Source organism: Gordonia sihwensis, from assembly GCF_029632925.1.
GTDB lineage: Bacteria > Actinomycetota > Actinomycetes > Mycobacteriales > Mycobacteriaceae > Gordonia > Gordonia sihwensis.
In genome coordinates this window covers 358,087-384,840 of record NZ_CP121248.1, presented here as the reverse complement: position 1 = coordinate 384,840, position 26,754 = coordinate 358,087, and the positions used below count along the sequence as shown (strand labels likewise).

At 67.9% G+C, this 26,754-nt stretch carries 27 protein-coding genes, 4 tRNA genes and 1 pseudogene; 11 read left to right on the top strand and 21 right to left on the bottom strand.

The features are described from left to right. Positions 1–33: 33 nt before the first annotated feature. Both rplL and rplJ read right to left on the bottom strand, forming a co-directional pair. Positions 34–420, bottom strand: coding sequence for a 50S ribosomal protein L7/L12 (rplL, locus tag P5P27_RS01920; protein WP_006894398.1), 387 nt, complete (start codon positions 418–420; stop codon positions 34–36). Between the two features lie 100 nt (positions 421–520). Continuing rightward, positions 521–1,051 (bottom strand): 50S ribosomal protein L10, encoded by a 531-nt coding sequence (gene rplJ, locus P5P27_RS01915; RefSeq protein ID WP_006894397.1) that lies wholly within the window; start codon positions 1,049–1,051, stop codon positions 521–523. Between the two features lie 317 nt (positions 1,052–1,368). Between rplJ and P5P27_RS01910 the strand changes: the two genes are divergently transcribed. Further along, the gene (locus P5P27_RS01910; protein WP_045536580.1) at positions 1,369–2,565 is read left to right on the top strand and encodes a glycoside hydrolase family 76 protein; all 1,197 of its coding nucleotides are present in this window, start codon (positions 1,369–1,371) and stop codon (positions 2,563–2,565) included. 117 nt (positions 2,566–2,682) lie between these two features. Continuing rightward, the gene (locus P5P27_RS01905) at positions 2,683–4,746 is read left to right on the top strand and encodes a CocE/NonD family hydrolase (protein WP_045536578.1); all 2,064 of its coding nucleotides are present in this window, start codon (positions 2,683–2,685) and stop codon (positions 4,744–4,746) included. Here P5P27_RS01905 and P5P27_RS01900 read toward each other — a convergent pair. Both P5P27_RS01900 and P5P27_RS01895 read right to left on the bottom strand, forming a co-directional pair. Beyond that, positions 4,743–5,240, bottom strand: a complete 498-nt coding sequence (locus P5P27_RS01900; protein ID WP_039866641.1) for a TIGR04338 family metallohydrolase — start codon at positions 5,238–5,240, stop codon at positions 4,743–4,745. The two genes, P5P27_RS01905 and P5P27_RS01900, sit on opposite strands and share 4 nt — an antisense overlap. Beyond that, positions 5,234–6,067, bottom strand: coding sequence for a DUF2786 domain-containing protein (locus tag P5P27_RS01895; protein ID WP_278126124.1), 834 nt, complete (start codon positions 6,065–6,067; stop codon positions 5,234–5,236). Before P5P27_RS01895 ends, P5P27_RS01900 begins: the two co-directional genes overlap by 7 nt. Positions 6,068–6,275: 208 nt before the next feature. Between P5P27_RS01895 and P5P27_RS01890 the strand changes: the two genes are divergently transcribed. From P5P27_RS01890 to P5P27_RS01880, 3 genes are read left to right on the top strand one after another with little or no spacing between them, the layout of a single operon-like run. Continuing rightward, a complete protein-coding gene (locus P5P27_RS01890) occupies positions 6,276–7,700 on the top strand; it encodes a CitMHS family transporter (protein ID WP_045538059.1) in 1,425 nt (474 codons plus the stop codon). A gap of 38 nt (positions 7,701–7,738) precedes the next feature. After that, positions 7,739–9,400 (top strand): sensor histidine kinase, encoded by a 1,662-nt coding sequence (locus P5P27_RS01885; RefSeq protein ID WP_278126121.1) that lies wholly within the window; start codon positions 7,739–7,741, stop codon positions 9,398–9,400. Next, the gene (locus P5P27_RS01880; RefSeq protein WP_039866639.1) at positions 9,393–10,061 is read left to right on the top strand and encodes a response regulator; all 669 of its coding nucleotides are present in this window, start codon (positions 9,393–9,395) and stop codon (positions 10,059–10,061) included. Before P5P27_RS01885 ends, P5P27_RS01880 begins: the two co-directional genes overlap by 8 nt. Positions 10,062–10,119: 58 nt before the next feature. Here P5P27_RS01880 and rplA read toward each other — a convergent pair whose 3' ends face one another. The 10 genes from rplA to P5P27_RS01830 all read right to left on the bottom strand — a co-directional run bounded on the left by rplA (position 10,120) and on the right by P5P27_RS01830 (position 14,831). Continuing rightward, a complete protein-coding gene (rplA, locus tag P5P27_RS01875) occupies positions 10,120–10,830 on the bottom strand; it encodes a 50S ribosomal protein L1 (protein WP_006894385.1) in 711 nt (236 codons plus the stop codon). 106 nt (positions 10,831–10,936) lie between these two features. Next, positions 10,937–11,371 carry a 50S ribosomal protein L11 gene (gene rplK, locus P5P27_RS01870; RefSeq protein WP_006894383.1) on the bottom strand — a complete coding sequence of 145 codons (435 nt, stop codon included), beginning with the start codon at positions 11,369–11,371 and terminating at the stop codon, positions 10,937–10,939. A gap of 91 nt (positions 11,372–11,462) precedes the next feature. After that, a complete protein-coding gene (gene nusG, locus P5P27_RS01865; RefSeq protein ID WP_045538057.1) occupies positions 11,463–12,212 on the bottom strand; it encodes a transcription termination/antitermination protein NusG in 750 nt (249 codons plus the stop codon). Positions 12,213–12,267: 55 nt separating this feature from the next. After that, positions 12,268–12,651, bottom strand: a complete 384-nt coding sequence (gene secE, locus P5P27_RS01860) for a preprotein translocase subunit SecE (RefSeq protein ID WP_006894379.1) — start codon at positions 12,649–12,651, stop codon at positions 12,268–12,270. A gap of 39 nt (positions 12,652–12,690) precedes the next feature. After that, positions 12,691–12,763 (bottom strand) — tRNA-Trp (locus tag P5P27_RS01855). Positions 12,764–12,910: 147 nt separating this feature from the next. Continuing rightward, positions 12,911–13,996: a fused (3R)-hydroxyacyl-ACP dehydratase subunits HadA/HadB gene (locus tag P5P27_RS01850; protein ID WP_006894377.1), complete on the bottom strand. Its 1,086-nt coding sequence runs from the start codon at positions 13,994–13,996 to the stop codon at positions 12,911–12,913. Positions 13,997–14,196: 200 nt separating this feature from the next. Beyond that, positions 14,197–14,364, bottom strand: coding sequence for a 50S ribosomal protein L33 (gene rpmG / locus P5P27_RS01845; protein ID WP_006894375.1), 168 nt, complete (start codon positions 14,362–14,364; stop codon positions 14,197–14,199). 81 nt (positions 14,365–14,445) lie between these two features. Then, positions 14,446–14,519, bottom strand: a tRNA-Met gene (locus tag P5P27_RS01840). A 36-nt stretch (positions 14,520–14,555) separates the two neighbouring features. Beyond that, a tRNA-Thr gene (locus tag P5P27_RS01835) sits at positions 14,556–14,628 on the bottom strand. 122 nt (positions 14,629–14,750) lie between these two features. Further along, a tRNA-Tyr gene (locus tag P5P27_RS01830) sits at positions 14,751–14,831 on the bottom strand. 126 nt (positions 14,832–14,957) lie between these two features. Here P5P27_RS01830 and P5P27_RS01825 point away from each other — a divergent pair. The 3 genes from P5P27_RS01825 (at position 14,958) to P5P27_RS01815 (ending at position 16,208) form a co-directional block, all read left to right on the top strand. Then, on the top strand, positions 14,958–15,449 hold the full coding sequence (locus P5P27_RS01825) for a YajQ family cyclic di-GMP-binding protein (protein ID WP_006894373.1): 492 nt from the start codon (positions 14,958–14,960) through the stop codon (positions 15,447–15,449). Between the two features lie 77 nt (positions 15,450–15,526). Next, on the top strand, positions 15,527–15,736 hold the full coding sequence (locus P5P27_RS01820; protein WP_039866583.1) for a helix-turn-helix transcriptional regulator: 210 nt from the start codon (positions 15,527–15,529) through the stop codon (positions 15,734–15,736). A gap of 1 nt (position 15,737) precedes the next feature. Beyond that, the gene (locus P5P27_RS01815; RefSeq protein ID WP_006894372.1) at positions 15,738–16,208 is read left to right on the top strand and encodes a hypothetical protein; all 471 of its coding nucleotides are present in this window, start codon (positions 15,738–15,740) and stop codon (positions 16,206–16,208) included. Here the strand turns inward: P5P27_RS01815 and htpX are convergent. Both htpX and P5P27_RS01805 read right to left on the bottom strand, forming a co-directional pair. Further along, on the bottom strand, positions 16,196–17,065 hold the full coding sequence (gene htpX, locus P5P27_RS01810) for a zinc metalloprotease HtpX (protein ID WP_045538053.1): 870 nt from the start codon (positions 17,063–17,065) through the stop codon (positions 16,196–16,198). The two genes, P5P27_RS01815 and htpX, sit on opposite strands and share 13 nt — an antisense overlap. A gap of 127 nt (positions 17,066–17,192) precedes the next feature. After that, a complete protein-coding gene (locus tag P5P27_RS01805; protein ID WP_006894368.1) occupies positions 17,193–18,212 on the bottom strand; it encodes a polyprenyl synthetase family protein in 1,020 nt (339 codons plus the stop codon). A gap of 98 nt (positions 18,213–18,310) precedes the next feature. On the opposite strand from P5P27_RS01805, the gene P5P27_RS01800 reads away from it, so the two are divergent. After that, a complete protein-coding gene (locus tag P5P27_RS01800; RefSeq protein ID WP_278126115.1) occupies positions 18,311–19,570 on the top strand; it encodes a geranylgeranyl reductase family protein in 1,260 nt (419 codons plus the stop codon). 12 nt (positions 19,571–19,582) lie between these two features. Here the strand turns inward: P5P27_RS01800 and P5P27_RS01795 are convergent, their stop codons facing one another. From P5P27_RS01795 to menD, 3 genes are read right to left on the bottom strand one after another with little or no spacing between them, the layout of a single operon-like run. After that, on the bottom strand, positions 19,583–20,311 hold the full coding sequence (locus P5P27_RS01795; RefSeq protein ID WP_278126113.1) for a demethylmenaquinone methyltransferase: 729 nt from the start codon (positions 20,309–20,311) through the stop codon (positions 19,583–19,585). 10 nt (positions 20,312–20,321) lie between these two features. Continuing rightward, positions 20,322–20,750, bottom strand: a complete 429-nt coding sequence (locus tag P5P27_RS01790; protein WP_006894363.1) for a hypothetical protein — start codon at positions 20,748–20,750, stop codon at positions 20,322–20,324. Further along, a complete protein-coding gene (gene menD / locus P5P27_RS01785; protein ID WP_006894362.1) occupies positions 20,747–22,432 on the bottom strand; it encodes a 2-succinyl-5-enolpyruvyl-6-hydroxy-3-cyclohexene-1-carboxylic-acid synthase in 1,686 nt (561 codons plus the stop codon). The genes P5P27_RS01790 and menD overlap by 4 nt, the downstream gene beginning before the upstream one ends. A 95-nt stretch (positions 22,433–22,527) precedes the next feature. On the opposite strand from menD, the gene P5P27_RS01780 reads away from it, so the two are divergent. Beyond that, the gene (locus P5P27_RS01780; RefSeq protein WP_006894361.1) at positions 22,528–23,145 is read left to right on the top strand and encodes a class I SAM-dependent methyltransferase; all 618 of its coding nucleotides are present in this window, start codon (positions 22,528–22,530) and stop codon (positions 23,143–23,145) included. Here P5P27_RS01780 and P5P27_RS01775 read toward each other — a convergent pair. Beyond that, a pseudogene (locus tag P5P27_RS01775) lies at positions 23,082–24,655 on the bottom strand (HNH endonuclease signature motif containing protein). The gene P5P27_RS01780 and the pseudogene P5P27_RS01775 overlap by 64 nt on opposite strands. 174 nt (positions 24,656–24,829) lie before the next feature. Here P5P27_RS01775 and P5P27_RS01770 point away from each other — a divergent pair. Further along, positions 24,830–26,080, top strand: coding sequence for a saccharopine dehydrogenase family protein (locus P5P27_RS01770; protein WP_006894357.1), 1,251 nt, complete (start codon positions 24,830–24,832; stop codon positions 26,078–26,080). 16 nt (positions 26,081–26,096) lie between these two features. Here the strand turns inward: P5P27_RS01770 and P5P27_RS01765 are convergent, their stop codons facing one another. Beyond that, positions 26,097–26,753: a PaaI family thioesterase gene (locus P5P27_RS01765; protein ID WP_006894355.1), complete on the bottom strand. Its 657-nt coding sequence runs from the start codon at positions 26,751–26,753 to the stop codon at positions 26,097–26,099. Between the last annotated feature and the right edge of the window lies 1 nt (position 26,754).

Genomic DNA, 26,754 nt, shown 5'->3' with positions numbered 1-26,754 from the left:
GCCTATGCGGCGATCTCGTGATCGTCGATCAGATCACTTGAGCGAGATCGAAGCGCCGGCCTCTTCGAGCTTGGCCTTGGCAGCCTCGGCGTCTTCCTTGCTGACCTTCTCCAGGAGAGCCTTCGGGGCACCCTCGACGAGATCCTTGGCCTCCTTCAGGCCCAGGCCCGAGACGACCTCGCGGACGACCTTGATGACCTGGATCTTCTTGTCGCCGGCCGACTCGAGAACGACGTCGAACTCGTCCTGCTCGGCAGCGGCCTCGGCAGCGGCGGCCGGAGCACCGGCGGCGGCGACGGCGACCGGAGCGGCAGCGGTGACCTCGAAGACCTCTTCGAACTTCTTCACGAAATCGCTGAGCTCCAGCAGGGTCAGTTCCTTGAACTGCTCGATGAGCTCGTCAGCGGTGAGCTTCGCCATGATGGCGTCCTTCCGTTAGATCCCCGCCGGAACGGGGGCGCCTGCGTCGCAGGCTGGTTCATGGGTGATCGGCCGGAGCCGAAGTGGAGAGTGCAGTGAGCTACGCGGCTTCGCCGCCGGCTTCCTGCTTCTCCTGCAGGGCCGCGGCGAGCCGCGCGACCTGCGATGCGGGCTGGGTGAACAGCCCTGCGGCCTTTGCCAAGTTGCCCTTCATGGCGCCCGCCAGCTTTGCCAGCAGGACCTCACGGGTCTCCAGGTCGGCGATCTGCTCGATCTCCGCCACGGACAGCGCACGGCCGTCCATGAAGCCGCCCTTGATGACCAGGTTCTTGTTGTCCTTGGCGAACGTCTTGATCGCCTTGGCGGCCACAACCGGCTCACCTTCGATGAAGGCGATCGCGGTCGGACCGGAGAACAGGTCGTCGAGACCCTCGAGGCCCGCCTCAGCAGCGGCGCGCTTGACGAGGGTGTTCTTGGCGACGGAGTAGGTAGCGCCTTCGCCGAGCGAGCGACGCAGCTCCTGGAGCTGCGGCACCGTCAGTCCGCGGTACTCCGTGATCACAGCAGCGGTGGAACCGTTGAACTGCTCGGTGATCTCTGCAACTGCAGAGACCTTGTCAGCCTTAGCCATACTTCGCCTCCTCTCGTGTCACATTCGTCGTGCCCCGGCGTACCGGGGCACCTCTGTCCAGAGAATGCGGTGGGAGGCGGGGGCGCTCGACGAGGGGTCCGCGAGAAATGAAAAACGCCCCGGGCAGGAGGCACGGGGCGCGCATAGCACGGCACAAAGGCCGTGAGATGGTCTCACCACGTTCATCCTGCGTGGGCCGCCGACTCGCATCGGGCCTTCGATCGGAAACACTTCCGACAACCAACGGTCTCTGGTTGAACTGACGCAAAGTGTCCGACCTCGTCGGACTCATTGCACCGGCTAATAGGCTAACCGGCATGAGCCCCGATTCCAAATCGGCCGAGGTGCAGGCACAGGACCGAGCCGCCGCCGCACAATCCGCGATCGCCGCTCGCCACCTTCGCCGGGTCGGCGGCTGGCTGCCGTTCACCCGCATCGGCCGGGTCGCCTGGCCGATGCCCGGACGACCGCTCTCGCGCGAGCGCCTGACAGCGTCATGGAACTACTGGTGGCAGGCCCATCTGGTGGACCTGCTCGTCGACGGCGCCGTCCACCGGGAGGACCGGCGCTGCGCCGACGACGCCGCGGCGCTGCTGCGCGGGATCTGGGTGCGGAACGTCGCGCACTGGACCAATGCCTACTACGACGACATGGCGTGGCTGGGCCTGGCTCTCGAACGCGCCGGTCGCCATCTGCACGACACCGCGGGCGCATCGCACCGCCGGGCGCTGCACACGCTGCGGGACAGGATGCACGACGCGTGGTCACCCGAACTCGGCGGCGGAATCCCCTGGCGGACCACCGACTCGTTCTTCAACACCCCCGCCAACGGTCCGGCCGCGATTCTGCTGGCCCGCACCGGCCGACCCGACCGTGCCGTGGAGATGGCCGATTGGATCGAACGCGAACTGCGCCTGCCGTCGGGATTGATCGCCGACGGCGTGTGGTCCCGACCGGACGGCACGCGTGAGCTGGACTCAACGGTCTTCACCTACTGCCAGGGCGTCGCCCTCGGTGCCGAGACCGAGGCCTTTCGCCTCACCGGTTCACCCGTGCACCTGGACCGTATCGACCGGATCCTGCGAGCAGTCGGCGACCGCATGACCGTCGACGGTGTGATTCGCGGCGCCGGCGGCGGGGACGGCGGCCTCTTCGCCGGCATCCTCGCCCGCTATCTCGCACTGGTCGCGACAGACCTTCCCCGTGAGGCGGCGGGCGCCGGCGAACTGCGTTCAGCGGCGGCGGGACTGGTCCTCACCGCGGCACAGGCCGCGTGGGACAACCGCGCCACCGACCCGCAGGGACTGCCGGTCTTCGGACCGGACTGGCACAGGCCGGCGCGTCTGCCGGACGCGACCGGCGCCGCGGCGCAGAGGATCGGCGGCGCAGTCAAGTCGTCGAGCGTCCCCGAACGGGATCTCTCCGTTCAGATCTCGGCCGGAATCCTGCTCGAGGCGGCTGTCTCGGTCACGATCGGGTCAAGCGAGCACACCGGTTCGGCAACCCCGGATTAACGATCTGGCTGTGCATCGTTTTAGATTAGGGAGGACGCCCGCGTGACTCACGCCACACCGATGCGCTCGGGCCGACTCCAGCCCGCACTGTGACGAATGCAAAGGGGGGACGTGAGAATGACGCTTCAGTACGACCTGGGCGGCCTGGCCGAGGGGCAGAGCGGATTCGCAGTCCCGCAGGAACGTCCGGCTCTGATCCCGGCACCCGACTACCGCGATGCCGCCGGCGGAGTCGCCGGCCTCGAATGGCGTCGAGCCGTCGACGGGCCGAAGCCCTATCCGCGCGTTCACATCGACCGCAGCATTCGTCTCACCATGAGCGACGGGGTCACCCTGCGCGCCACGCTCGTCCGGCCGGCGAATCGGTTCGGTCAGCCGATCCGCACTCCCCTGCCGGCGATCCTCAACATGAATCCCTATAACCGGGCAGTGCTGGACGGGCTCGACCACGCACTGCACGCTCCCGTGATCGGCAAGACCGTCCAGACCGCCAGCGCGATGATGGTCGCCGACGAGGGGCCGCTCGCCGGCGCCACGCGCATCACGCGCACCTTCTCCAAGGGGCTGTGGGACGTCTTCGGCATCAACCGGAATCTGGTGCGCGCCGGGTACGTACAGGTCCTGGTGGACGTCCGGGGAACGGGAACCTCGCACGGCAAATGGCAGATCCTCGGCTCCCGCGAACAGCAGGACAGCCTCGAGGTGATCGACTGGATCAGCGCTCAGGACTGGTACGCCGACGGCGTCGGGATGACCGGATGGTCGTATTCGGCCATCAACTCCCTGCAGACGGCGGGACACCGCCCCGAGGAACTCAAAGCCGTCTTCGCCGTCGAGGGCAGCGAGGACGTGGTCCGCGACATCTACATCACCGGCGGTATGCCGTCGGCCTTCATCCCGCTGTGGCTGGCACTGGTCAACGGGCTCAAGTGGCTGCCGAACCCGGCCACCGCCGTCGCCGACGTGCTGCGCGGCGACGCGTACCGGTGGCTGTCGGCGCGCGTGAAGTCTCCGGCCACGGAGATGCCGTCGCTGATGTGGGGCTTCCTGACCGCTCGAGACGACCGGATCTTCGACGATCCGTACTTCGCCGAGCGCGATCCCGCGATCGAGAACATCGTGTGTCCCACGTTCACGGTCGGCGGCTGGCACGATCTCTTCGGCCGCAGTGCCACGCGCGTCTACTCCAAGCTGCAGATGGAGCCCGGACGCAAGCAGGCGCTCATCGCCGACGGCTACCACCTCGACCCGGGGTTCGGTCACGAGCGCCCGTTCGCACCGCCCCGCCTCGACGTCCTCCAGCGGGCGTGGTTCGACCGCTGGCTCAAGGGCGTCGAGAACGGAGTCGACGCCTACGGACCGGTGACCCTGGAACAGCAGGGCGGCGCGTGGTCGTGCGGACCGTCGTTCCCCCGGCAGGAGGTGGCACCGCGGCGCCTGTTCCTGACCGAGGGGCCCACCGGAACCGCACTGCACGCGCAACACGACGGCACGCTGCGCAGTTCACCGGCCTCCCGGCGCCGCTCCCTGCGGATCCGGCCGAGCTTGCGCGGATTCGTCTCCCGCGATCTCGCGCAGGTGACCGCGGGCGCGGCCATCGTGCTCGGCGACAGCTTCGCGACCGATGCCCGCTTCCAGGAGGAGGCGGCCCTGTCGTTCACCAGCGAGCCGGTCGACCGGCCGACGCAGGTCTCCGGCGAGATGAATCTGCGTCTGAACGTCTCCACGACGGCGCACGAGGGGATCTGGGCCGTGACGGTCAACGACGTCGCACCCGACGGGACGTCGACCGTGCTGACCAACGGCGCACTCACAGCCTCCAACCGCGCGCTCGACCCGTCGCGGTCCACCTACACCGACGACGGCGTGCTGCTCGACGCGTACCACTACCTGACGCGGTCACGCCGGCTGCCCGTTCCCGCGGACGAGCCGGTCCGCATCGACGTCGACCTCGTGCCCACGGACGCGGTCCTGGCCCCGGGCCACCGTCTGCGGGTGGACGTGTACGCGGCGAGCCTGCCGCGCTATCTGACGATCGTCCCCGACCTGATCAAGGCCCGCGGGCGCCGTCAGCAGCTGGTCCTGGACCCGGCGAAGCCCAGCTACCTGACCTTCCAGACCGACGGCGAGCTCGGTGCCGCCCCGGTGCCGATCGTCGCCGCGACCGCGCAGCGGGGTTAGCGCGCCGACAGTCCGCTGTCGCCGAAGACGACGCGGTAGACCAACGCTGCCTCGGGCCCGAGGACCCGCTCGACGAGCCCGATCAGAGCTCCGACGAACGCCGGACCATGGGCCGGAGCGCCCACCTCGTCCAAGTGATGCGCCAACTCGTGCAGGACGACGAGTTCCCGCAGTGCCCAGCGACCGCCGGCCGAGTCCGGGACGGCGATGGTCGCGGTCGCCCGCTCGTAGTGCGCGGCACGTTCGCCTCGTCTCGTCCGAACCCGGACCGGGACGATCGCCCGAGTGAACTCCGCCCGAACCGACGGCAGGGCCAGAACGCGCCGGGCGTACGCGGAGACGTCGTCCACCGAGCCGAACCTCGCCTCCGCGGGCAACGTCAGTTCGGTGCCGGCGAGCTGCACCGTATGCGCGCCGCCCGCCCGCTCGAACATCCGCAACACCAGGCGCTCGGCGTCGTACAGCCGTCGGCGCGTCTGGTCGCGGCTCACGATTCGAGCGCGCCGCGCGGCGCACCGAACTCCCGGTCGGCGCCGATGCGCGCGCGCCGGCCGGCACGGTCGCCGGCCTGGCGCGCGGCCGAAGAGTACCCGGCCGTGGCACTGCTCGCACGCCACGTTCCGCGGGTCTTCGATTCGGAGCGGTAGAAGTCCTTGATCTCCAATTGTTTGTCCCGCAGCGCGACCGCCGAGGAGGCCGAGCGCGCCGGGCCGCTCTCGGTCTCGATGCGCACCGTCTCCCGCTGCTGTTCGTCGCGCGCCGCGCGGAGCCGGGTGCCGATCCGTGCCGCGAACGCCGATTGGAAGTTGAGCCGGGCGGTGATCGGCGAGAGCGCCTTCTCCTCGACCACACGTCGACGGCGGTAGCCCGCGGTCTTGGTGACCATCTGCCTGGCAGTCTCCCCCTTGTACGCCCCCGACTTCAGGTACGCATCGCTCGCGGCCACCATCTGAATCACCAGCGACGTGTACAGCGCCTCGCAGGCGTCGATGTCGGTCTCGAAGCCGTAAGCGATCACGAAGGTGGAATTGGACGCCACGTCGCATGTCACATCATTGGCCTGTGCGATCTGCACGAACAACTGCACGTATGTCCGCAGTCCCCGCTTGCCCGCCTTGCCGATCTCGATCTGCCGGGTGATCGGCGCGGCGGCCTTCCTGGCTGCGGGATCGTGCGCCCGGGCCATCGCGAGATCGATCGAGGCCGCCGTCGCGAGCCGCTGAGCGGCCGCCATGAACGCCTCCGCCTCGTGCTCGTTGTCCGTGCCCTCCGCCTGCCGCAGGAGACCGCCGATCCGGGTGAGCAGTTTGTCGTCGCGCATGAGTCACAGGCTATCGGGGCACCGTGACGTCTCCCAGGCCGCTGTCCACAGGCCCACGCGTTCGACGCCGGCGCTGTACGGGCCCTGCGCACAATGCGCGAAAGGCGACTAACGCACACAACCTCGACTGTGATTCACGTTACGACCAGAGTGCTCAAGTGGCGGGTCACACGACCTTCCGGAACTTCACGGCACGAAGGAGCACGCAATGTTGGTAGCGCTCGGGTTGGCGATGGTCGCCACCTTCATGTTCCTGATCATCACCAAACGCGCGACACCGGTGGTCGCGCTCATTCTCGTCCCGGTCGCGTTCGCCCTGTTCGCCGGTGCCGGACTCGGGGTCAGCGACATGATCAAGGACGGCATCGCCGACCTCGCCCCCACCGCCGCGATGCTGTTCTTCGCGATCATCTTCTTCGGACTCATGATCGACGTCGGGCTCTTCGACCCCATCGTGCGCTTCATCGTCCGACTGGTACGCAACGATCCCGCTCGCCTGGTGGTCGGCACGGCGGCTCTCGCAGCCGTCGTCTCCCTCGACGGTGACGGATCGACGACCTTCATCATCACCACCGCCGCGCTGCTCCCGCTGTACTTGAAGCTCGGCGTCTCCCCGGTCGTGCTCACCGTGGTCGCCGGTCTCGCGAACGGCACGATGAACATCCTGCCTTGGGGCGGCCCCACCGCCCGCGCCGCGACCGCCCTCAAGATCGATACGAACGCGGTGTTCCTGCCGATGCTTCCGGCGCTGGCGGCGGGCATGCTGGTGGTCTTCGCGTTCGCATTCCACCTCGGTGTGCTGGAGCGCCGCCGCATCGGGCGGATCGAGATCCGGGAATCGGTGCTCGCCTCATCGCGCGGGGCCGGACGCGACGACATGCCTACCGGCGGCTCTGCCTCGATCACCGCCGCCGAAGCTGTCGGAACGCCGGCAGCCGATTCCTCGTGGGGTTCGGACGACGCGAACGACGGAGACTCGGCGCTCACCGGCGTCCTCGATCCCACCCGGACCACTCTTCGTCCCAAGCTGTTCTGGGTCAACGCGGCGCTGACGGTGGCGCTGCTGGCCGTGCTCGGCGCCGACATCATCGCGATCCCGGTTCTCTTCATGATCGCGGCCGCGATCGCCCTCGCAGTGAACTTCCCGCATCTGAAGGATCAGCAGGAGGCGATCACCCGGCACAGTTCGAGCATCGTCTCGGTAGTCGCCATGGTGCTGGCGGCCGCCGTGCTCACCGGCGTGTTCAGCGGCACCGGAATGGTCGACGCGATCGCTCGGTGGCTCGCGGACGGCATCCCCTCCTGGATGGGACCGCATATGGCCGTGGTGATCGGCGTCCTGTCGATCCCGCTCACCTTCCTGATGAGCAACGATGCGTTCTACTTCGGCGTGCTGCCGGTTCTGTCGAAGACCGCGGCCGAATACGGCATCGATCCGACCGAGATGGCTCGGGCGTCGATCACCGGCCAGCCCTTCCACATGCAGAGCCCGCTGGTCCCGGCGATCCTGCTGCTGGTCGCTCTCGCCGGAGTGAGCCTCGCCGACCATCACAAGCAGGTCCTCTGGCGCGCCGCACTGGTCTCGCTCGCGATGCTCGTCGTCGGCGGATTGATCGGCGCGATCCCGCTGTGACCCGGTGGCACGCGGTATCGCGACACTAGGCTGTCGCCATGCGGTTGCGAACTCAGGTGCTGCTGCTGCAGTTGGTCGTCATCGCGGTCAGCCTCGGCGTCGGCTTCGGCGCGGTGATCTCCGGGGCCGACGACCGGGTTCGCGAAGAGTACGGGCAGCGGGCGCTCGCGATCGCCGAGACCGTCGCCGTCGACCCCGACGTGGTCGCCGGCGTCGGCAGCCACCAGGGCACGTCGCTGCCGGCGACAGACTTGGTCGACGGACCGGTCCAGCGCCAGGCAGAAGCGGTCCGTCGCGCGACCTCCGCACTGTTCATCGTGATCGCGAACGCCGACGGCGTGCGATTGGCCCATCCTGACCCTGTGGAGCTGGGCAAGCACGTCTCCACCGACGCCGACCGCGTTCTGAGCGGCGAGACTGACCTGACGACCGACCGCGGCACGCTCGGCGAATCCGTCCGCGGCAAGGTGCCCATCCGTGGCGCCGGCGGACAGGTGATCGGATTGGTGAGCGTGGGCGTCTCCACCGGTCAACTCGCCGGCGAGTCCCGCCGCGACATCCTGACCACCGTCTGGATCGCGCTCGGCGCCATGGCGATCGGCACAATCGGATCGATCCTTCTCGCTCGGCGCTGGCAGCGCCTCACCCTCGGATTGCAGCCCGACCAACTCGCCGAACTCGTCCGGAACCAGGGTGCCGTACTCCACTCCTTGTCGGACGGCGTGCTGGCCGTCGACGCGACCGGCGTGGTGCGTGTGGCCAACGAGACCGCATGCGAACTCCTGTCCCTCCACCACCCGGTGGGGCGCCCGGTCGACGGCATCGGCCTCACGCCGCGGGTTCGCCGAGTCCTGTCCACTCCGACGCCAGATCCCATCGCCGCCACTGTCGGCGACCGGATCGTCCTGGTCTCGTCGCACCGCATCATCACCGAAGGGCAGGACCTCGGCATGGTGGTGTCGGTGATCGACCGCACCGACTTCGAAGCACTGGCGCGCGAGAACGACTCCATCCAGGTGATGAGCACTGCTCTCCGCGCCCAGCGACACGAGACCGCGAATCGGATGCACGTGCTCGCTGGACTCCTGCGGCACGGGCATGTCGACGACGCCCTCGACTATCTCGACGAACTGACCGGAACCGGCGCGAGCGGCGGACTCGACGGCATCGAGAACGTCACCGAACCCCACCTCCACGCGTTCCTCGAGGCGAAGGCGGCGCACGCCCGCGAACACGGCGTCTCCCTCCGTCTCGGCGACCAGACCTGGGTCACCGGAAGCCTGACCGATCCGGTCACCGTCACCGCCGTGGTCGGAAACCTGCTCGACAACGCCATCGAGGCGGCCGCGGGCTCAACCGACGCTGAGGTGGAGGTCGAGATACTCACCGACTCGTACGACGGCCCCGGCGAGGTGCTGTGGGTGACCGTCGCCGACTCCGGCGCGGGCATCCCCTTCTCCGATCCCGAGCAGATCTTCGCCGAAGGGATCACCACCAAGACAGGCGCGGTCCCTGGCGGCCGCGGGATGGGGATGTCGATCGTGCGACAGTTGGCGCGACGGATCGGCGGCGAAGTGCGCGTCGCGGACCCCGGAGGCCGCGAATCAGGTCACGGCGCGGTGCTGGTGGCCGGCCTTCCCGGCGTGATCGCGACCGAGCAGACCACAGAGCAGACAGCGGAGGATGAATCTGATGACTGAGACCGACTACGGGGTGCTCGTGGTCGACGACGACTTCCGGGTCGCCGCCCTGCACTCCGCGATCGTCGCCGCGGTGCAGGGCTTCCGCGTGGTCGCTCGCGCGGGCTCCATCGCGGCGGCGCGTACGGCACTGGCCGACCATCCTGAGATCGAACTGGTGCTGCTCGACGTGTACCTGCCGGACGGCTCGGGGATCGACCTGATCGGCGAACTCGATCGCGACTGCTTCGTCGTCGGCGCGGAGACCGATTCAGCCGCTGTCCGGTCGGCGATGCGCGCCGGCGCGCTGAGCTACCTGATCAAGCCCTTCGCCGACGCCGACCTCGCGCGCCGCCTCGCCGGATACATCCAGTACCGCCGTGTACTGGACTCCGCGGACGTCGATCAGTCTGCCGTCGACTCAGCGCTCGGAGCGCTGCGCTTCGGGAAGCCTGCCACCGCCAAGCGCAACGACAACCCCTCACCGACCGAGCAGCGCATACTCGACCTGTTCGGCCCGGACTCGGTGCTCTTCGCCGACGACGTGTCGGCCCGAGTGGGAGTCTCCGCGGCGACCGCTCGGCGCCATCTCGCAGCCCTGGTCGACTGCGGCGCGCTCCGGATGTCACTGCAATACGGCGGAACCGGCCGTCCGCGTCAGGAGTATCGCCGCGCCCGATGACGAGAAAAGGGGGCACCGCCGATCGGCGGTGCCCCCTTTTCTCAGGCTCTGCTGAGGATCAGGCCTCTTCGGTGAAGTTGCGCGAGACCGCGGGATCGACCTGGATGCCCGGGCCGGTGTTGGTCGAGACGGTGACCTTCTTCAGGTAGCGGCCCTTGGCGGCCGACGGCTTGGCGCGCATGATCTCGTCGTACGCGGCGCCGTAGTTCTCGGCCAGCTTGGCGGCGTCGAACGACGCCTTGCCGATGACGAAGTGCAGGTTCGCGGCCTTGTCGACGCGGAAGCTGATCTTGCCGCCCTTGATGTCGTTGACGGCCTTGGTGACATCGGTGGTCACGGTGCCGGTCTTCGGGTTCGGCATCAGGCCGCGCGGTCCGAGGACTCGCGCGATACGGCCGACCTTGGCCATCTGGTCCGGCGTCGCGATCGCGGCGTCGAAGTCGAGCCACCCGCCCTGGATCTTCTCGATCAGGTCCTCGGCGCCGACCTCGTCCGCACCGGCCGCAGCCGCCTCGGTGGCCTTGTCACCGGCGGCGAAGACGATGACGCGGGCGGTCTTACCGGTGCCGTTCGGCAGGTTGACGGTGCCGCGGACCATCTGGTCGGCCTTGCGGGGGTCGACGCCCAGTCGCATGGCGACCTCGACGGTGGCGTCGGTGTTCTTCGAAGACGTGTCCTTCGCAAGCGTCACAGCCTCCAGCGGGCTGTACAGCTTGTCGCGGTCGATCTTCTCGGCGGCGGCCTGGTAGGCCTTGCTCTTCTTGCTCATGTGCTCTGTTCCTTCTCCCCGCCGTATCGGCGGGAGTTAGTGGTTAGTGGGCCGAGCGCGGCCCTCCCACGGGGTGTTTCAGGTATCGGTCTCTCGGATGAGGGATTCAGCCCTCGACCGTGATGCCCATCGAACGCGCGGTGCCGGCGATGATCTTGGCGGCCGCCTCGATGTCGTTGGCGTTGAGGTCCTCGGTCTTGGTCTTGGCGATCTCGCGGACCTGGTCCATGGTCACCTTGCCGACCTTGTTGACGTGCGGCTCACCCGAACCCTTCTGCAGACCTGCGGCCTTGAGCAGCAGCTTGGCGGCCGGCGGGGTCTTGAGCTTGAAGTCGAACGAGCGGTCTTCGTACACGAAGATCTCGACCGGCACCACGTTGCCGCGCTGCGATTCGGTCGCGGCGTTGTACGCCTTGCAGAACTCCATGATGTTCACGCCGTGCTGACCAAGCGCCGGCCCCACGGGCGGCGCCGGGTTGGCCTGGCCCGCCTGGATCTGGAGCTTGATGATTCCGGCGATCTTCTTCTTCTTGGGAGGCATGTCCTCTTGTCCTTTTTCCTACAGATCCGCGCACGCTGGATACGCGGAAGTCTCAATTCTGGTCACAGCGCTCGACGGCTGCGGCGCGAGGTCAGAGCTTTTCGACCTGGTTGAAGCCGAGCTCGACCGGGGTCTCACGACCGAAGATCGAGACGAGCACCTTCACCTTGCGCTGTTCGGTGTTGACCTCGCTGATGGAGGCCGGCAGGGTCGCGAACGGTCCGTCCATGACGGTGACCGACTCGCCGACCTCGAAGTCGACCTCGACGAGGTTCGACGCGGCGGCGGCAGCGGCCTCGACGCTCTCGCCCGCAGCCGCGGCGGCCTTGGCGGCCTCCGCCTTGCGGACCTCGGCGCGCGGCATCAGGAACTGCACCACTTCCTTGATCGAGAGCGGCGACGGACGCGAGGTCATGCCCACGAATCCGGTCACTCCCGGGGTGTTGCGGACGGCGCTCCACGATTCGTCGTTGAGTTCCATCCGCACCAGGATGTAGCCGGGAAGCACCTTGCGGTTGACCTTCTTCGGCTGGCCGTTCTTGATCTCGGTGACCTCTTCGGTCGGCACCTCGACCTGGAAGATGTAGTCGCCGACGTCCAGGTTCTGGACGCGCGTCTCCAGGTTGGTCTTCACCTTGTTCTCGTAGCCCGCGTACGAGTGGATGACGTACCACTCCCCGGGCAGGCGGCGCAGCTGCGCCTTCAACTCGGCGACCGGATCGACGGCTTCGGTGACCTCGGCGTTCTGGTTCACGTCGTCAGCGGACACATCCACCGGCGTGGCCTCGGCGGTCTCGTCGCCGATCTCCGGCGATTCGATCTCGTTCTCCGGGGTGCTCACTGCCCCACGCTCCTTCGTTGGTCACTCGGGCTGGCCGCCCTGTAATAGTTGCCTGTCAGCCGAACACCAGCAGGGTCAGCTTGGCGAATCCGATGTCCAGGCCGGCGATGAACGCCGTGACCACCACGACGAACGCGAAGACGGCGATCACGTAGTTGACCATCTCGTTGCGAGTCGGCCACACCACCTTCCGCATCTCCGACACGACCTGCTTGAGGAAGGTCCAGATGCGGACGAACGGATTGCGGCTGACGCCGGTATCGGTCGCGGCGGACTCGGCGGTACGCTCTGCGACCGCGGTCGCAGAGCCGGCACCCCGACGGCCGCGCGCGGAGCGCTTGCCGCTGGGACGCAGTTCGGCGGAGTCGGACTGGGCGACGTCGTCGACCACCAGATCGTCGTTGACGTCTGAAGAAGCCTTGCGATCTCGCTTGGCCACCTTCTCACCGATCCCTTCGTCTGCTAGTGCCCCGGTGGGCAGGGGCGACAGGACTTGAACCTGCAACCTGCGGTTTTGGAGACCGCTGCTCTGCCAATTGAGCTACGCCCCTTTGCGCGGGCCCGTCGACCCACACTTTGATCCAAGGCTAACAAAACCAACGCGCCACCCTCAGGCAGCGCGTGATTCTGAAGCATCAGACTCAGATGAGTGTAGAGCAAAGCTGCCGCTCGCCCCAACTCGCCCCGACTGGGCGGCGTCAGTTGAACTGCACCAGCGCCTGCGCGCGGCCGAAGATCTTCCGCCCGGACTGCTTGGCGACCAGCGCGATCACTCCCCGCCGGGTCTGCGGGTCGAGAGACTTGACCTTGCCGCCGAAGTCCACCTGCGCCGCGCCGACCGCCGGCACGTAGACCGGACTGGTGAACCGCACGTTGTACTCGTGGATGGCCGCGGGGTCTCCGACGAACGAGCCGATGACGCTGGCACCGAGGCCCATCGTCTGCATTCCATGCGCCACCACGCTCTCGAGGCCGACCGCCTCCGCGACCTCCGGCGAGAAGTGGATGGGGTTCGGGTCGCCCGAGACGCCCGCGTAGTTCACCAGGTTTCCGAGCGTGAGGGTCTTGGTGACCTGCGGGAGTTCCTGCCCCACTTCGAGGGTGTCGAAGTCGATAGCCCCGTACGCCTTGGGCTCCACCACCGGGTCGGGCTCGTCGTACCTGCTGAACGGTCCGTGCACGGTCTTCCCGACCGCGGGATCGACGTCCACCTGCATCATCACTTCGTTGAGCTTCGCGACGAGTCCCGGATCCACATCCACCGAGGGTCGGGCGGCCACCGAGGTGAAGGTTGTCATCACCGGCTCCTCGTGCTGATTCCAGATGATGTTCTTGCTGACGAGCAGGTCGGCGCCCATCGACTGCCGGAACGACTCGAGCGAGACGTCGCAGACCAGCCGGTCGCCCAAGCGCATCGGCTGGTGCATGATCAGCCGCTGATCGGTCTGCATGATCTGCCACATGTCGTATCCGGTGATCACGTCGTCGAACAGCCTGCGTTGCGCGATGAGTCCGAGCACCGAGACGAAGGTCGGGTGCGCGAAGAGCGTGTCGTGGCCGAGCTTCGCGGCCTCTGCCTCGTCCCAGAACGCCGGATGAGAGTCCTGGACCGCCCGCGCATGCCTGCGGATGTCCTGACGACCGACTTCGTAGTAGTCGTCGACGGTGTACTTGAAACCGACCATCGACTTGGTGTGTTCAGCGACCTCCGCCGCGGTCGGATCGCCCATCGGCGCAGCCTCCAGTGGGTTGTCGACCCGAATGTCCTCCAGCTGACCGGTCACGGTGTCTCCTCACTCGGCGCGGTCAGGCCGCACGGCCCCGGCGATCGGTGTGGAACAAGGCCTCCGGGGAAACGATTCGCAACTGATTCGTTACGAAGATTGTCCACTCCGATCGGCTCCGGACAAAATCAAACGAGCCGTCTCACCAAGTGAGACGGCTCGTTGAAATGCTCGGGAGGGGTCGCGGAAGCGACGACGCCTCAGCGCGACTCCTTGTGAGTCTCGTGCTTACCGCAGTTCGGGCAGAACTTCTTCAGCTCGAGACGGTCGGGGTCGTTGCGACGATTCTTCTTGGTGATGTAGTTGCGGTGCTTGCACACCTCGCACGCCAAGGTGATCTTCGGCCGCACATCGGTTGAGGAAGCCACTTTGTTGCCTACTTTCGCGTCTTGCAGTTCTTCGGTCCCACGCTTGGGGGCCGAGGTCCCACCGTGCGCAGGCGGTATGTGTAGCGGTGGGGGGACTCGATCCCCCGACCTCACGATTATGAGTCGTGCGCTCTAACCAGCTGAGCTACACCGCCCTGTTCGGCCGCGACCGAGTCGGTCACAACCAAGCGAGCCCCCTGACGGAATCGAACCGTCGACCTTTTCCTTACCATGGAAACGCTCTGCCGACTGAGCTAAGGGGGCGTGCCGTCCGGGTCCAGCCTGCGAACAGTCCGTAACCGAAGAGCCTCAACGAGGTTACACACACGCTCTCAGTTTAACCAAAACCGCTGGTCACGCCGATTATGCGCGGTGCAAGTCCTCAGTGGCAGATATAGGATTCGAACCTATGTAGCTTGCGCGACGGATTTACAATCCGCTCCCTTTGGCCGCTCGGGCAATCTGCCGTGCCGCCGTCCACGAAACCGCTCCGCTCGCGCGGAGAAGCCGGTGAAGGCAACGGGTAGAAGAATACAACGTACCCCGTATGTCCGCGCAAATCTGCTGTTCAGACCGCTGATAGGCTGGTTCTCATGGCTGATTCTTCGTTTGACGTCGTGAGCAAGGTCGACCGCCAGGAGGTCGACAACGCCCTCAACCAGGCGGGCAAGGAACTCTCGCAGCGCTACGACTTCCGCGGCACCAACACCACCATCGACTGGTCCGGTGAAGAGAAGATCGTGATCACCTCCGACGCCGAGGAGCGCGCCCTGGCCGGCCTCGAGGTGTTCAAGGAGAAACTGATCCGTCGGGACATCTCCCTCAAGGCGTTCGACGCCGGCGAGCCCGTCTCCTCTGGCAAGACTTTCAAGATCACCGGAGAGCTGGTCCAGGGCATCGACTCCGAGCACGCCAAGAAGATCTCGAAGAAGATCCGTGACGAAGGCCCCAAGGGAGTCAAGGCTCAGATCCAGGGCGACGAGCTGCGCGTCTCGTCGAAGAAGCGCGACGATCTGCAGGCCGTCATCGCATTGCTCAAAGGCGAGGACTTCGGCATCGCGCTGCAGTTCGTGAACTACCGCTAGCCCTCACAGCTCGTCAGCGACAGACCCCGAGTCAAGCCGACTTGACACACTGATGACAAGTCGGCTTGACTTCTTGCATGTCCGAAACTCCGTCACCGGTGAAGGCGGCACGCACTCGAGCCGGTCTGCGGCAGGCAGATCTCGCCACGGCGGTGGGTGTCAGCCGGCAGACGGTGGTCTCGCTGGAGCGAGGCGACTACGCACCGTCGGTGTACCTGGCGATTCGGATAGCTCGGACCTTGAACAGTTCGGTCGAAGAGCTTTTTCCGCTACCCGAGGAGCACTGACATGTCACCGCAGACGAAGACCCTTCCCGCGCTCCTGCTGCGCAACACCGACGACTCGTGGGGCGACGAGCGCGAACGGGCCGTGATGCTCGAGGCCTACGCCTACGTGTTCATCCTGGCGACGATCCTGCTGTGGACGCTGGCCGCAGTGTCCGCGTGGTTCGTTCCCGCCTGGGTCACCGTGGCCTTCTTCCTCGGACTGCTGATCCCGTCGGTCGAGTGGCAGCGGTACTGCCGGGCTCGCGGCGTCGACGCCCACGCCCTCGCCTACGGCGGCGAGTCGTGGGTGCGCACCGCTCTGATCGGCTGCTACTTCGGGGGCTGCGCGGTCTCGATGGCCACGGCCGTCATCGCCGAAATCGATCCCGGCGACGGCGTCGGCGGGGCCGTCGCCGGAGGAGTCGTCGGGGCCCTCGCCGCGGTGCTCGTCGGGCGCTGGGCGGCGAAGCGGAAGCAGGATCAGAACCGCTGACCGCCGTTGCGCGCCATCTCGTGGAGCCGCGCGATCCGGTCGGCGGTCGGCGGGTGCGTGGAGAACAGGCGCGACAGCTTCTCGCCGGGGCGGAACGGGCTCTCGATCATCAGGTGCGACTGGTTCGCCAGATCCGGCGTCGGAGGCAGCGGTGCGGCAGCGATGCCGCCCGAGATCTTCGAGAGCGCGGATGCGAGCGCCAGCGGATCACCGGTGAGCTCCGCGCCCGACGCGTCGGCCTGGTACTCCCGCGACCGGGACACCGACATCTGGATCACCATCGCGGCCACCGGACCGAGGATCGCGATCAGGATCATCGCCAGCGGGTTGGGCCCGTTGTCGCGGTTGCCGCCGAACGCTCCCATCCACATGGCCATGTTGGCCAGGCCGCTGATCACCGCGGCCATCGCGCCGGCGACGGAACTGATCAGGATGTCGCGGTTGTAGACGTGGGAGAGCTCGTGGCCCAGCACCGCCCGCAGCTCGCGCTCGTCGAGCAACTGCATGATCCCGGACGTGCAGCACACCGCGGCGTTCTTGGGATTGCGCCCCGTCGCGAACGCGTTCGGCGACTCGGTGGGACTGATGTAGAGCGCGGGCATCGGCTGGTGTGCCTGGGTGGCGAGGTCGCGCACGATCCGGTAGAGCTCAGGCGCCTGCACCTCGGTCACCGGCTGCGCGTGCATCGCCCGCAGCGACAGCTTCGCGCTGTTGAAGTAGGCGTAGGCGTTGGTGCCCACGGCGAGCAGAACCGAGAACACCAGGATGTTCGGGTTGTGGAACAACGCACCGATACCGACGATGATCGCGGACATCAAGCCCATCAACGCCGCCGTCTTGAGGCCGTTGAAATGCATGGCACCTCACTGTCAGAAGAACACTGTCCTTAGAACTTCATTCACAGTGGCAAACGTGCAGGACCACCCCGATAGTTCCAGCCGTTACCGCAGTCACTACGCGCGAAGAATACGCGAGTCGCGACGGTCAGCCGACGCGGTCGACCGTATAGCGCACGAGTGAGCTGAAAGCGTCGTTCGCCGGTCCCGCGGGCAGACCGGCGAGGAGCCCGTCGGCCTCGTCGGCCATCGCCTCCAGGCGAGCGCGGGCCTGCTTCATGCCCGCCGAGTCGACGAGCAGGTTCAGGGCCTCGTTCACCTCGCCGTCGTCGACGAGTGGTCGTGCCGCTCCGCTCTGCGGGTCGACGAGGAGCTGCGACAACCGCTCGCTGCCCGGCCCGTCGCCCGCGAGCGCCAGCAGCACCGGCAGCGTGTGCACTCCCTCGCGGAGGTCGGTGCCGGGCGTCTTGCCCGAGTCGCCGCTCACGGAGGCGATGTCGATGATGTCGTCGGAGACCTGGAACGCGGTGCCCACCACGTCGCCGAGCCGGGCGAGCGTGTCGACGGTGGTCGCGTCGGCGCCGGCGGTGTACGCGCCGAAGCGCCCGGCGGTCGCGATCAGCGACCCCGTCTTCTCCCACACCACCTTGAGGTAGTGATCAATGGGGTCGCCGCCGGCGCTGACGCCGACGGTCTCACGCATCTGCCCGGTCACCAGTTCGGCGAATGTGTCGGCGATGATCCGGACCGCCTCCGGACCCAGTGTCGACACCAGGTGCGAGGCCCTCGCGAACAGGAAGTCGCCCGCGAGGATCGCGATCGAGTTGGACCAGCGCGCGTTGGCGCTCGGCGCTCCCCTGCGCAGGGAGGCCTCGTCCATGACGTCGTCGTGGTACAGGGTGGCCAGGTGGGTCATCTCGATGACGGTGGCAGAGGTGATGACGTCGTCACTCCCCGGCGTCGTACCGAAGTGCGAGGCGAGGATCGCGAACATCGGACGGAACCGCTTGCCACCGGCTTTGGCCAGATGGGTGGCGGCTTCGACCAGGATGTCGTCCCCCGACGACAGCTCGCTGATCAACAGATCCTCGACGCGCTGAAGCGACTCCTGCACCTGCCCGGCGAACTCGCCGGTCCCGAGGTCCAGTCCGGCAAAAGTGGACTTCACGTGTTTGGCCCAATCCCATCGGTGATCCGAACGCCGCGGATTCGTCGTTCGGCGACACCAGAAGCGTAACTGCTCACGGCGACAGACATACTGGTCGGGTGACAAGCGCGACGCCCGGCGAAGCCGTTCCCGATTCCGCCGACCTTCTGGTGGTGGGCGCCGGACCCGCCGGGGCGGCGGCCGCAGCCCATGCCGCGGCCCGCGGATCGGATGTGGTGCTGCTCGACGCGGCGGTCTTCCCCAGGGACAAGACGTGCGGCGACGGGCTGACGCCGAGGGCGGTGACCGGCCTGCACCGACTCGGCATGAGCGGTCTGCTCGACGGCCGTCCCCGCATCCGGGGCCTGGAGCTCAACGGCTGGGGCGCACGGCAGCGGGTCGACTGGCCGGCCGCCGACCGTTTCGGCGCGTACGGCAGCGCGATCGCCCGCACCGAACTCGACGACGCGATCCGCCGTTTCGCGCTCTCACGCGGCGCCCGGATGGTGTCCGGGGCCAAGGCCGTCGGCGCGCAGCTGGTCGGCGGCCGGATCGAGTCGGTGACCGTGGTACGGGACGGTGAACGGCGTCAGATCCGCGTGCGGGACGTGATCGTGGCGGACGGTGTGCGATCGGCGCTCGGAAAGTCGCTCGGGCGCCGGTGGCACCGCGACACCGCGTATGGCGTGGCCGCGCGGTCGTACGTCGACTCGGGGAGGTCCGGCGACGCATGGATGGGCTCTCATCTCGAGCTCCGCGATCCGGACGGTGCGCTTCTGCCCGGTTACGGCTGGGTCTTTCCGCTCGGCGACGGAACGGTGAACGTCGGGGTCGGGGCTCTGGCCACGGCGGGCCGGCCGGCGTCGATGGCTCTGCGCCCGGTGGTGGAGCACTATGCGCGGATGGTGGCAGGTGACTGGCAGCTGACGTCGGCGCCGCAACGGATCGCTTCGGCGCTCCTGCCGATGGGCGGAGCGGTGAGCGGAGTGGCCGGAGCGAATTGGATGCTGATCGGTGACGCCGCCGCGTGCGTCAATCCGCTCAACGGCGAGGGGATCGACTACGCGATCGAGACGGCCGCCCTGGCGGTCGACATGCTGGAGTCGGAGAACGACTACTCGGTCGCGTGGCCGGGGCTGCTGCGGTCGGAGTACGGTGTCGCATTCGCCGCGGCGCGCCGGGCCGCGGGTCTGCTGACCATCCCGCAGACGGTGCCGCTGCTCGGCCGGCCCGGGATCCGTTCGGCTCGGCTGATGTCGGCGGTGGTGCGCGTGATGGGCAATCTCCTGACCCCGGACGACGCCGATCTCATCGCCCGCGCCTGGCGCGGCGCCGGCCGCATCGCTTCGACTCTGGAGGACCGGCCGCCGTTCAGCTGACCGGTCCGGGACTCACGCGGCGGGTGGCGCGCTCTTCACGCCCCGGTGGATCGCTACGATTCCGCCGGTCTGGTTCTGCCAGGTGACCTCGCCGAATCCGGCGTCGCCGATCATCGACGCGAGAGCGGCCTGGTCCGGCCACGCGCGAATCGACTCGGCGAGGTACACGTACGCGGCGGGATTGCTCGACACCTTCGTGGCGACGGCGGGCAGCGCCTTCATCAGGTACTCCATGTAGACCGTGCGGAAGGGCTTGAGCGTCGGAGTGGAGAACTCGCAGATCACGAGCCGGCCGCCGGGCTTGAGCACCCGATTGAGTCCCGACAGGGCCAGGGGCACGTCGTTGACGTTACGGAGACCGAACGAGATGGTCGCGGCGTCGAAGGAGGCGTCCGCGAAGGGCAGGTGCAGCGCGTCTGCGGCCACCTTCGGCACCTTGCGGTTCGCGCCTGCTCGGAGCATGCCGAGTGAGAAGTCCGCGGCGATGCACGTGGCACCCGAGGCCGCGAGCTCGACGGTGGACACGGCGGTGCCCGCGGCGAGGTCCAGGACCACGTCGCGCGGCTTCAGGTCGAGCGCGCGGCGGGTGTTGCGCCGCCAGAGCCGGTCCTGACCGAATGAGAGCACCGTGTTCGTCAGGTCGTAGCGGCGTGCGACGCCGTCGAACATCTCGGCGACCTCGGACGGCTCCTTCTCGAGGCTCGCGCGCGTTCCGGCGCCGTGGTCGGTGCTGTCTGTCATGGAGTCCAGCCTAATCGCGGCGTGTGCGGCGCCCGGTCTCGGCTACCCCGACCATGAGGACGATCACCACCGCCCAGCCCGCGGCGATCACCGACAGTGCGGGGACGATCGACAACTGGGCATCGCGGCCGACCGGCCGGGCGAGATTGTCGGGATCGGTGGTGTCGTAGTCGACGAGGATGCGCTGCCCGGTGGACAGATGCGTGGGGTACAGCAGGCCTAGTTTGGGGTTGCGCAGTACCCCGTCCGGGGTCACGAAGTTGACGGCGGCGTGCAGGCGGTCGGCGGAGATCACCTCGGCGACGGCGGTGGCCTTGTTGGCGTCGATCTTCGAGTCGTTGCGGTAGGCGCCGGCGATGATGACCGCGCCGATGAGACTCACCACGACGCCGACGGCCACCAGCGCGATCTGAATGCGCCGCTGCACTGTCCGGGTCATGACTGCTCAGGATAGTCGGGTGCCGCGTCGAGCCCGGCGGCGATCCGGGCGTGGAGTTCGCGCAGACCGTCACGGTTGGTGCGCACCTCGAGAACTTCGATGCCGCCCTCGGGCGCGGGGCCGGTGAGAGCGTCGGACAGCTCGTCGAGTCGCACGCGGCGGTGGCCGATGTTGAATCCCGCGCACATCGCGGCGAGGTCGGTGCGGTGCGGGGTGCCGAAGATCCGGTCGTAGACGCCGAGGTAGGCGTCGCGCGCGAAACGCGGATCGCCCTGTTCCAGGAGGCCGAAGATGCCGCCGCCGTCGTCGTTCGCGACCACGATGCGCAGATCGGCGGGGCGCGGCTCATCCGGGCCGATGACGAGACCGGTGGCGTCGTGGATGAACGTGAGGTCGCCCATCAGCGCGACGGTCCGTCCGCGGGCCAGGGCCGCGCCTATCGCGGTGGCGTTGGTTCCGTCGATGCCGGCGACCCCGCGATTGGACATCACCTTGACTCCGTCGGCGACGGTGCCCGCGAGCGCGATGTCCCGGATCGGGTTCGACGCACCGACCACGAGCGTGTCGCCGGGGGTCATCGCGGCGGCGACGGCCCGTGCCACGTGTAGACCCGTGCTCTGGTGTGAGGCGTCGAGCTCGGTCGTCACCGCCTGCTCCACCAGGTTGTTGACTCGCGCGGCCTCGTCGAGCCATGTCTGCCGGGGATCACCGGTGGCCGCCGCCCGGGTGCCGGTTGCGACCACGTTGCCGGACACGTCGGGCCACCGCGGGCCGGTGGTCAGCGCGAACACCTCCACCGACGGATCGGCGAGCAGCCTCGACACGGAGCGGTGCAGAGTCGGGCGCCCGCAGATGATCGCCTGTTTCGGTCTCAGCTTGCCGAGTGCGAGCGGGTGCAGGGGGTTCGCCGCGCTCGGCGCGGTCGGCTCGGCGACGGTCGGCAGCGCTGCCAGTTCGGGATGAACTCCGGCGCCGTGCCCGGACACCACGACGGTGTCGCGCGAGAGGTCGATCTCCAGGGGGATGTCGAGCCTGCCGACCGGCGCGTGGGTCCACGGAGCGTCGCCGGGGCGCCCGGCGAAACGTCCGTCGTCCAGGACCGAGAGGTCGGTGTCCGGAAGGTCCCCCGCGTCGGGCACCAGCGGCTCGCGCAGCGGGATGTCGAACTGCACCGGCCCGGCGTTGCCGGTGCGCGCGCCGCGCGCAGATGCGAGGACCCGGCCCACCGCCGACCGCCACTGGGAGTTGGTGTCGAGATCTTCCTCCGCGAGCCCGAGGCTGATGGCTGCGCGCACCTGGGTGCCGAACATGCCGAACTGCTCGATGGTCTGATTGGCGCCCGAGCCCAGAAGCTCGTACGGCCGGTTGGCGCTGATCACGACCAACGGCACCCGCGCGTAGTTCGCTTCGAAGACGGCGGGCCCGGTGTTCGCGACGGCGGTGCCGGAAGTCATCACAATCGGCACCGGGCGGCCGGAGGCCACGGCCAATCCGAGCGCGAGGTATCCGGCCGACCGCTCGTCGATGCGGACATGGAGCCGAAGGCGGCCCTGCGTGTCAGCCGCATGCAGCGCGAAGGCCAGCGGCGCGTTCCGCGATCCCGGGCACAGCACGGCCTCGGTGACACCGCCGCGGATCAGTTCGTCGACGATCACACGCGCCTGCAGGGTGGACGGGTTCATGGATATAGACCCTATGCGCCGGGACGAGGCAGCCGATCCGAAGGTCGGCTCCGACTCCGCGCCCTCCGGAAGCGGCCATGAAATATCGTCGGCACATGGGCTTCTACTCCGAGCACGTGCTGCCGCGGATCATCGTCAAGACCTGCGGGATGCCCGCGATGGACGATCTGCGGCGCCGGGCCTGCGAGCCGCTGTCCCGCGATGTGGTGGAGATCGGTTTCGGGTCCGGCTTCAACGTCGGCCGGTATCCGGCGGATGTGAGGCGTGTCGCCGCGGTGGAGCCGAGTGATACCGGTTGGCGGCTCGGGGCCGCGCGGGTCGCGGCGTCGTCCGTGCCGATCGAGCGGGGTGGTCTGGACGGGCAGCGGCTGCCCTTCGACGACGATTCGTTCGACTCGGCGTTGTCGACGTTCACCATGTGCACCATTCCGGAACTCCCCGTGGCGCTCGCGGAGCTGCGACGGGTCGTCAAACCCGGCGGGATTCTCGCCTTCCTCGAGCACGGCAGGGCTCCGGACCCCGGCGTACGCCGATGGCAGCGCCGGCTGGAGCCGATCCAGAAGCGTCTCGGCGGAGGATGCCACCTGACCCGCGACATCCCCGCAATGTTGGCCGAGGCGGGCTGGGAGATCGTGGCGCTCGACTCCTTTTACGCCGACGCGGCGCCGAAGCCCTTCGCGGCGTTCTCGCTCGGCTGGGCCCGGAATCGGTAGCTCGCGGGTCCGCCGGGTTCCGAAGGTCTTTCCGGTGGTGGGCCCGATTCTCGTCGGTACCGTTCTGACGGATGCAGGCACCGCGCTTGTCCGGCGTGGTGGATGGGGTTCAGGCGCCAGGGTTGTTCGGTGGTGGCTGGTCGCCAGGCCATGCGTCCGGTGTGGGGTCCGTCGGTGAGGATGGTGGTTTCCCATTGGCCGCGGTTGGTGCCGACGGCGCGGTTGTGGCGCCCGCACGCGGCGCCGAGGGCGTCGATGTCGGTGCGTCCGGCCGGGGTGATCCAGTCCGGTGCGTGATGGGCTTGAGTTTGGGCGAAGGGGCGGTCGCAGCCGGGGGCGGTGCAACCGCGGTCGCGCGGGCGAACAACGCCAACCGCTGCGCCTTACTCGCAAACCGAACCCCACGGCCCTGGTAGAGGACCTCGCTGGTGTGATTCCGGAAGACCGCCAGGTGCGGCACAGCGTCGGCGGCGAGCCGGACGAGTTCGCCGATCGGCACCCGGGTGCCGGTGGCGGTCAGGGCGATGCCGGCGTGGGCGGCGAGTTCTTGGTCGGTGACGGTGATGACCAACTCCGCCGGTATCCGACTCGGTGCACCGAGTCCACCGTGGGCGAGAACGTAATCACACAACGCCAGCAACGCATCATGCGTGCGCTGAGCGGCACTGCGCAGATCCCGGCCCCGCGCCGCCGCCAAAGCCTCGGCGTCGATGCCGTCGGCGTCAATGGTTCCAGTCAGTGAGTCGGGGTCGGCGGGGTTGTTCATGCCGGGTGCGGCCCAGGCGGTGAGGATGACTTCGAACTTGGCGCGTAGTTCCGGGGTCATGGCGCCGCGGACTTTGCTCATGAGTTGTCGGTCTTGCGGGAGGATGGTGATTCCGCGTCGGCGTTGCCGGTCGACGTGATCGCTCTCCTGCCCGTCGGGGTCCAGGTGAGCGAGCAGGCGGTCACCGACCTTGCCCAGATCATCCGGATTCAACCCGACGGCTGCGTCGGCCAACTCCGCCTCGGCACGCGCTTTGACCTCCGGCGAGATGCAGCCCGGTACTTTCGCCAGCACCGCGGAGATCACCAACGCGTGTTCGGCGCCGACAGTCCCGGCCGCCACCGACGCGGCGGTGGCGGGCTTGCGGGGAGGCAGGGTTTCACCTTGAAAGTTGGAGAACTCGCCGATCGCCTCAGCCATCCGCAACCGCCGACCCGCCTCCCGGGTTCCCAGCCGCAGCCCTTGCGACAGGTATTGATGCGGATTCAGGCAGCCGGCGGTGCGGTGAGCATTGCGATCGGAGACCTCCACCAGCAGCGCAGCGGAGACGCCGACCCAGCGGCGCCGAATCCGTTCGGCGGTCTGCGTGTGCGCCAACAGGTCCGGTTCGGTCTCCGGCGACAGCGAGGTCTCAGCGAGCTTCACCGCCGCGGCATCGATCAACGCCAACAACTCCGCGGGCCGGTCCGGCAGCGCACCAATGGCGACGACAGTCGCGACCGAATCAGTGAACGGATCGGTCATCGCTGTCACCTCCCCCGAGTGTTTCAGCTGCTCACACCATATTTTCTTGACCTACCAGAACACTACCAATCGGGTATGACACAACGGATCGATGAATCGAACAGGCAAGCGGATGGTTCGTGCCGGCGGTGTAGATACCGTGTCGGCGGTCGGGATGCCAGTAGGGTCGACCCCATGAGTCGCGAATTCGACGTCGTCGTGTTTGGAGCCACCGGTTTCGTCGGTGAGCTCACCGCCCAGTACCTCGCCGACCATGCACCGGCGAGCACTCGCATCGCTCTCGCCGGGAGGTCGGAGACCAAACTCGCCGCGGTGCGACGACGCCTCGGCGAGCGCGCGCGCGACTGGCCGCTGATCGTGGCCGACTCGGACTCGCCGTCGTCGCTAGATGCGATGTGCGCACGTACGCAGGTGGTCTGCACCACGGTGGGTCCGTACCTGCGCTACGGCGAGAATCTCGTGATCGCTGCTGCGACCGCAGGCACCGACTACGTCGACCTCACCGGCGAGGTCCCGTTCGTCCGGCACTCCATCGACAAGGCCGACGAACTGGCCACCGCGTCCGGCGCGCGGATCGTGCATTCCTGCGGATTCGATTCGGTCCCGTCCGACCTCGGCGCGTATCTGCTGCACCGAACGATCGCCGAAGACGGCGCGGGCGAGATGACCGACACCACCATGGTGGTGACGTCGCTGCGCGGCGGCGTCTCCGGCGGAACGGTCGACTCGGTCCGGGTGATCGCAGAGATGGCGAAAGACGCGGAGACCAGAAGCCTGATCATGAACCCGCAGGCACTCTCCGGCGGGTCGGGTGAGACTCCGCGCGCGGGCCTCAACTCCGAGCCCAGCGATATGACGCCGGTCGACGCGAAGAAGGTCGACCCGAGCCTGCGGGGCACGCTCGCACCGTTCTTCATGTCGTCTTACAACACCCGCGTGGTGCGTCGTTCGAACTACCTTCTCGACGGTGCGTACGGTGACGCGTTCCGCTACCAGGAGACGATGTCGGTCGGCGGCGTGCCCGGCCTGTCGGCCGCACTGGCCGGGATCGTCACCGTCGGAACCGGAGCATTCCTCGGCGCGATGAGCTTCGCGCCCACCCGCAAGGTCCTCGACATGGTGCTCCCCAAGCCCGGCAGCGGCCCCGGAGAGAAGTCCCGCGAGACGGGCAACTTCGTCACCCAGACCTTCACCACCACGACCACCGGACGCCGGTATCGCTCACAGATGCGCGCGCACGGCGACCCCGGATACAAGGCGACCGCCGTGATGCTCGGCGAGGCATCGCTGGCTCTCGCTCTGGATCGTGATCGGCTCCCCGACCGCGCCGGCGTCCTGACCCCCGCGGTGGCGATGGGCGATGTGTTGATCGATCGCTTGCAGGCGGCGGGTTTCGTCGTCGAGGCGCACGAACTGAAGGCGTGAGCCCGACCCGTCGCGGCTACGCCTGACCGGGCCTCAGCTCGATGAAGAGTGCGTCCATCTCCGCGCACAGGCGGTCGCCGTCATGCAGCGTGCCGCGGACGAAGTTCTTGCGACCGTCGTGTTCGTGCACCCAGGTGCGCAGCACGAGGGGCGTCTCCAACGGAGTCAGTGACCGGTAGTTCACCGTCAGATAGGCGGTCCGCGCCGGCCGGCCGGCTCGCAGAGCCGCAGCCATGCCACCGAGGTCGTCGAAGGCGACCGCGACGTGCCCTCCGTGCGCCACACCGTTGCCTCCGAGATGGAACCGCCGGAAGATCACCTCCGCGTCCACCCCCTCCGGCCCACCGTTGCGCACCTCGTACGGCGGCAGGGTGATGTTGCCCCGCGACGGCAGGTCGATCCGGGTCCCCGACGGTGACGTCCACTCGTCGACGAGGGTCGTGTCGAGCTTGGCGTTGAGCTTCTTGAGGTCCTCGATCACCTCGTCGGCCAACTCGGGGGTCGGCGACGCGTACCGCACCTTGTCCATGAACGTGCGGACCTGCTCGACCATCTCGCCGTAGCTCGGTCCCCCGCGTTCGGTCGTGACCTCGAAGTCGGCGCGGAACCCGCCCTGGTGCGGTGACGTCTCCGACGCCTCTGTGCTCGACTGCTGTTCGGTTGCGCCCGTCATC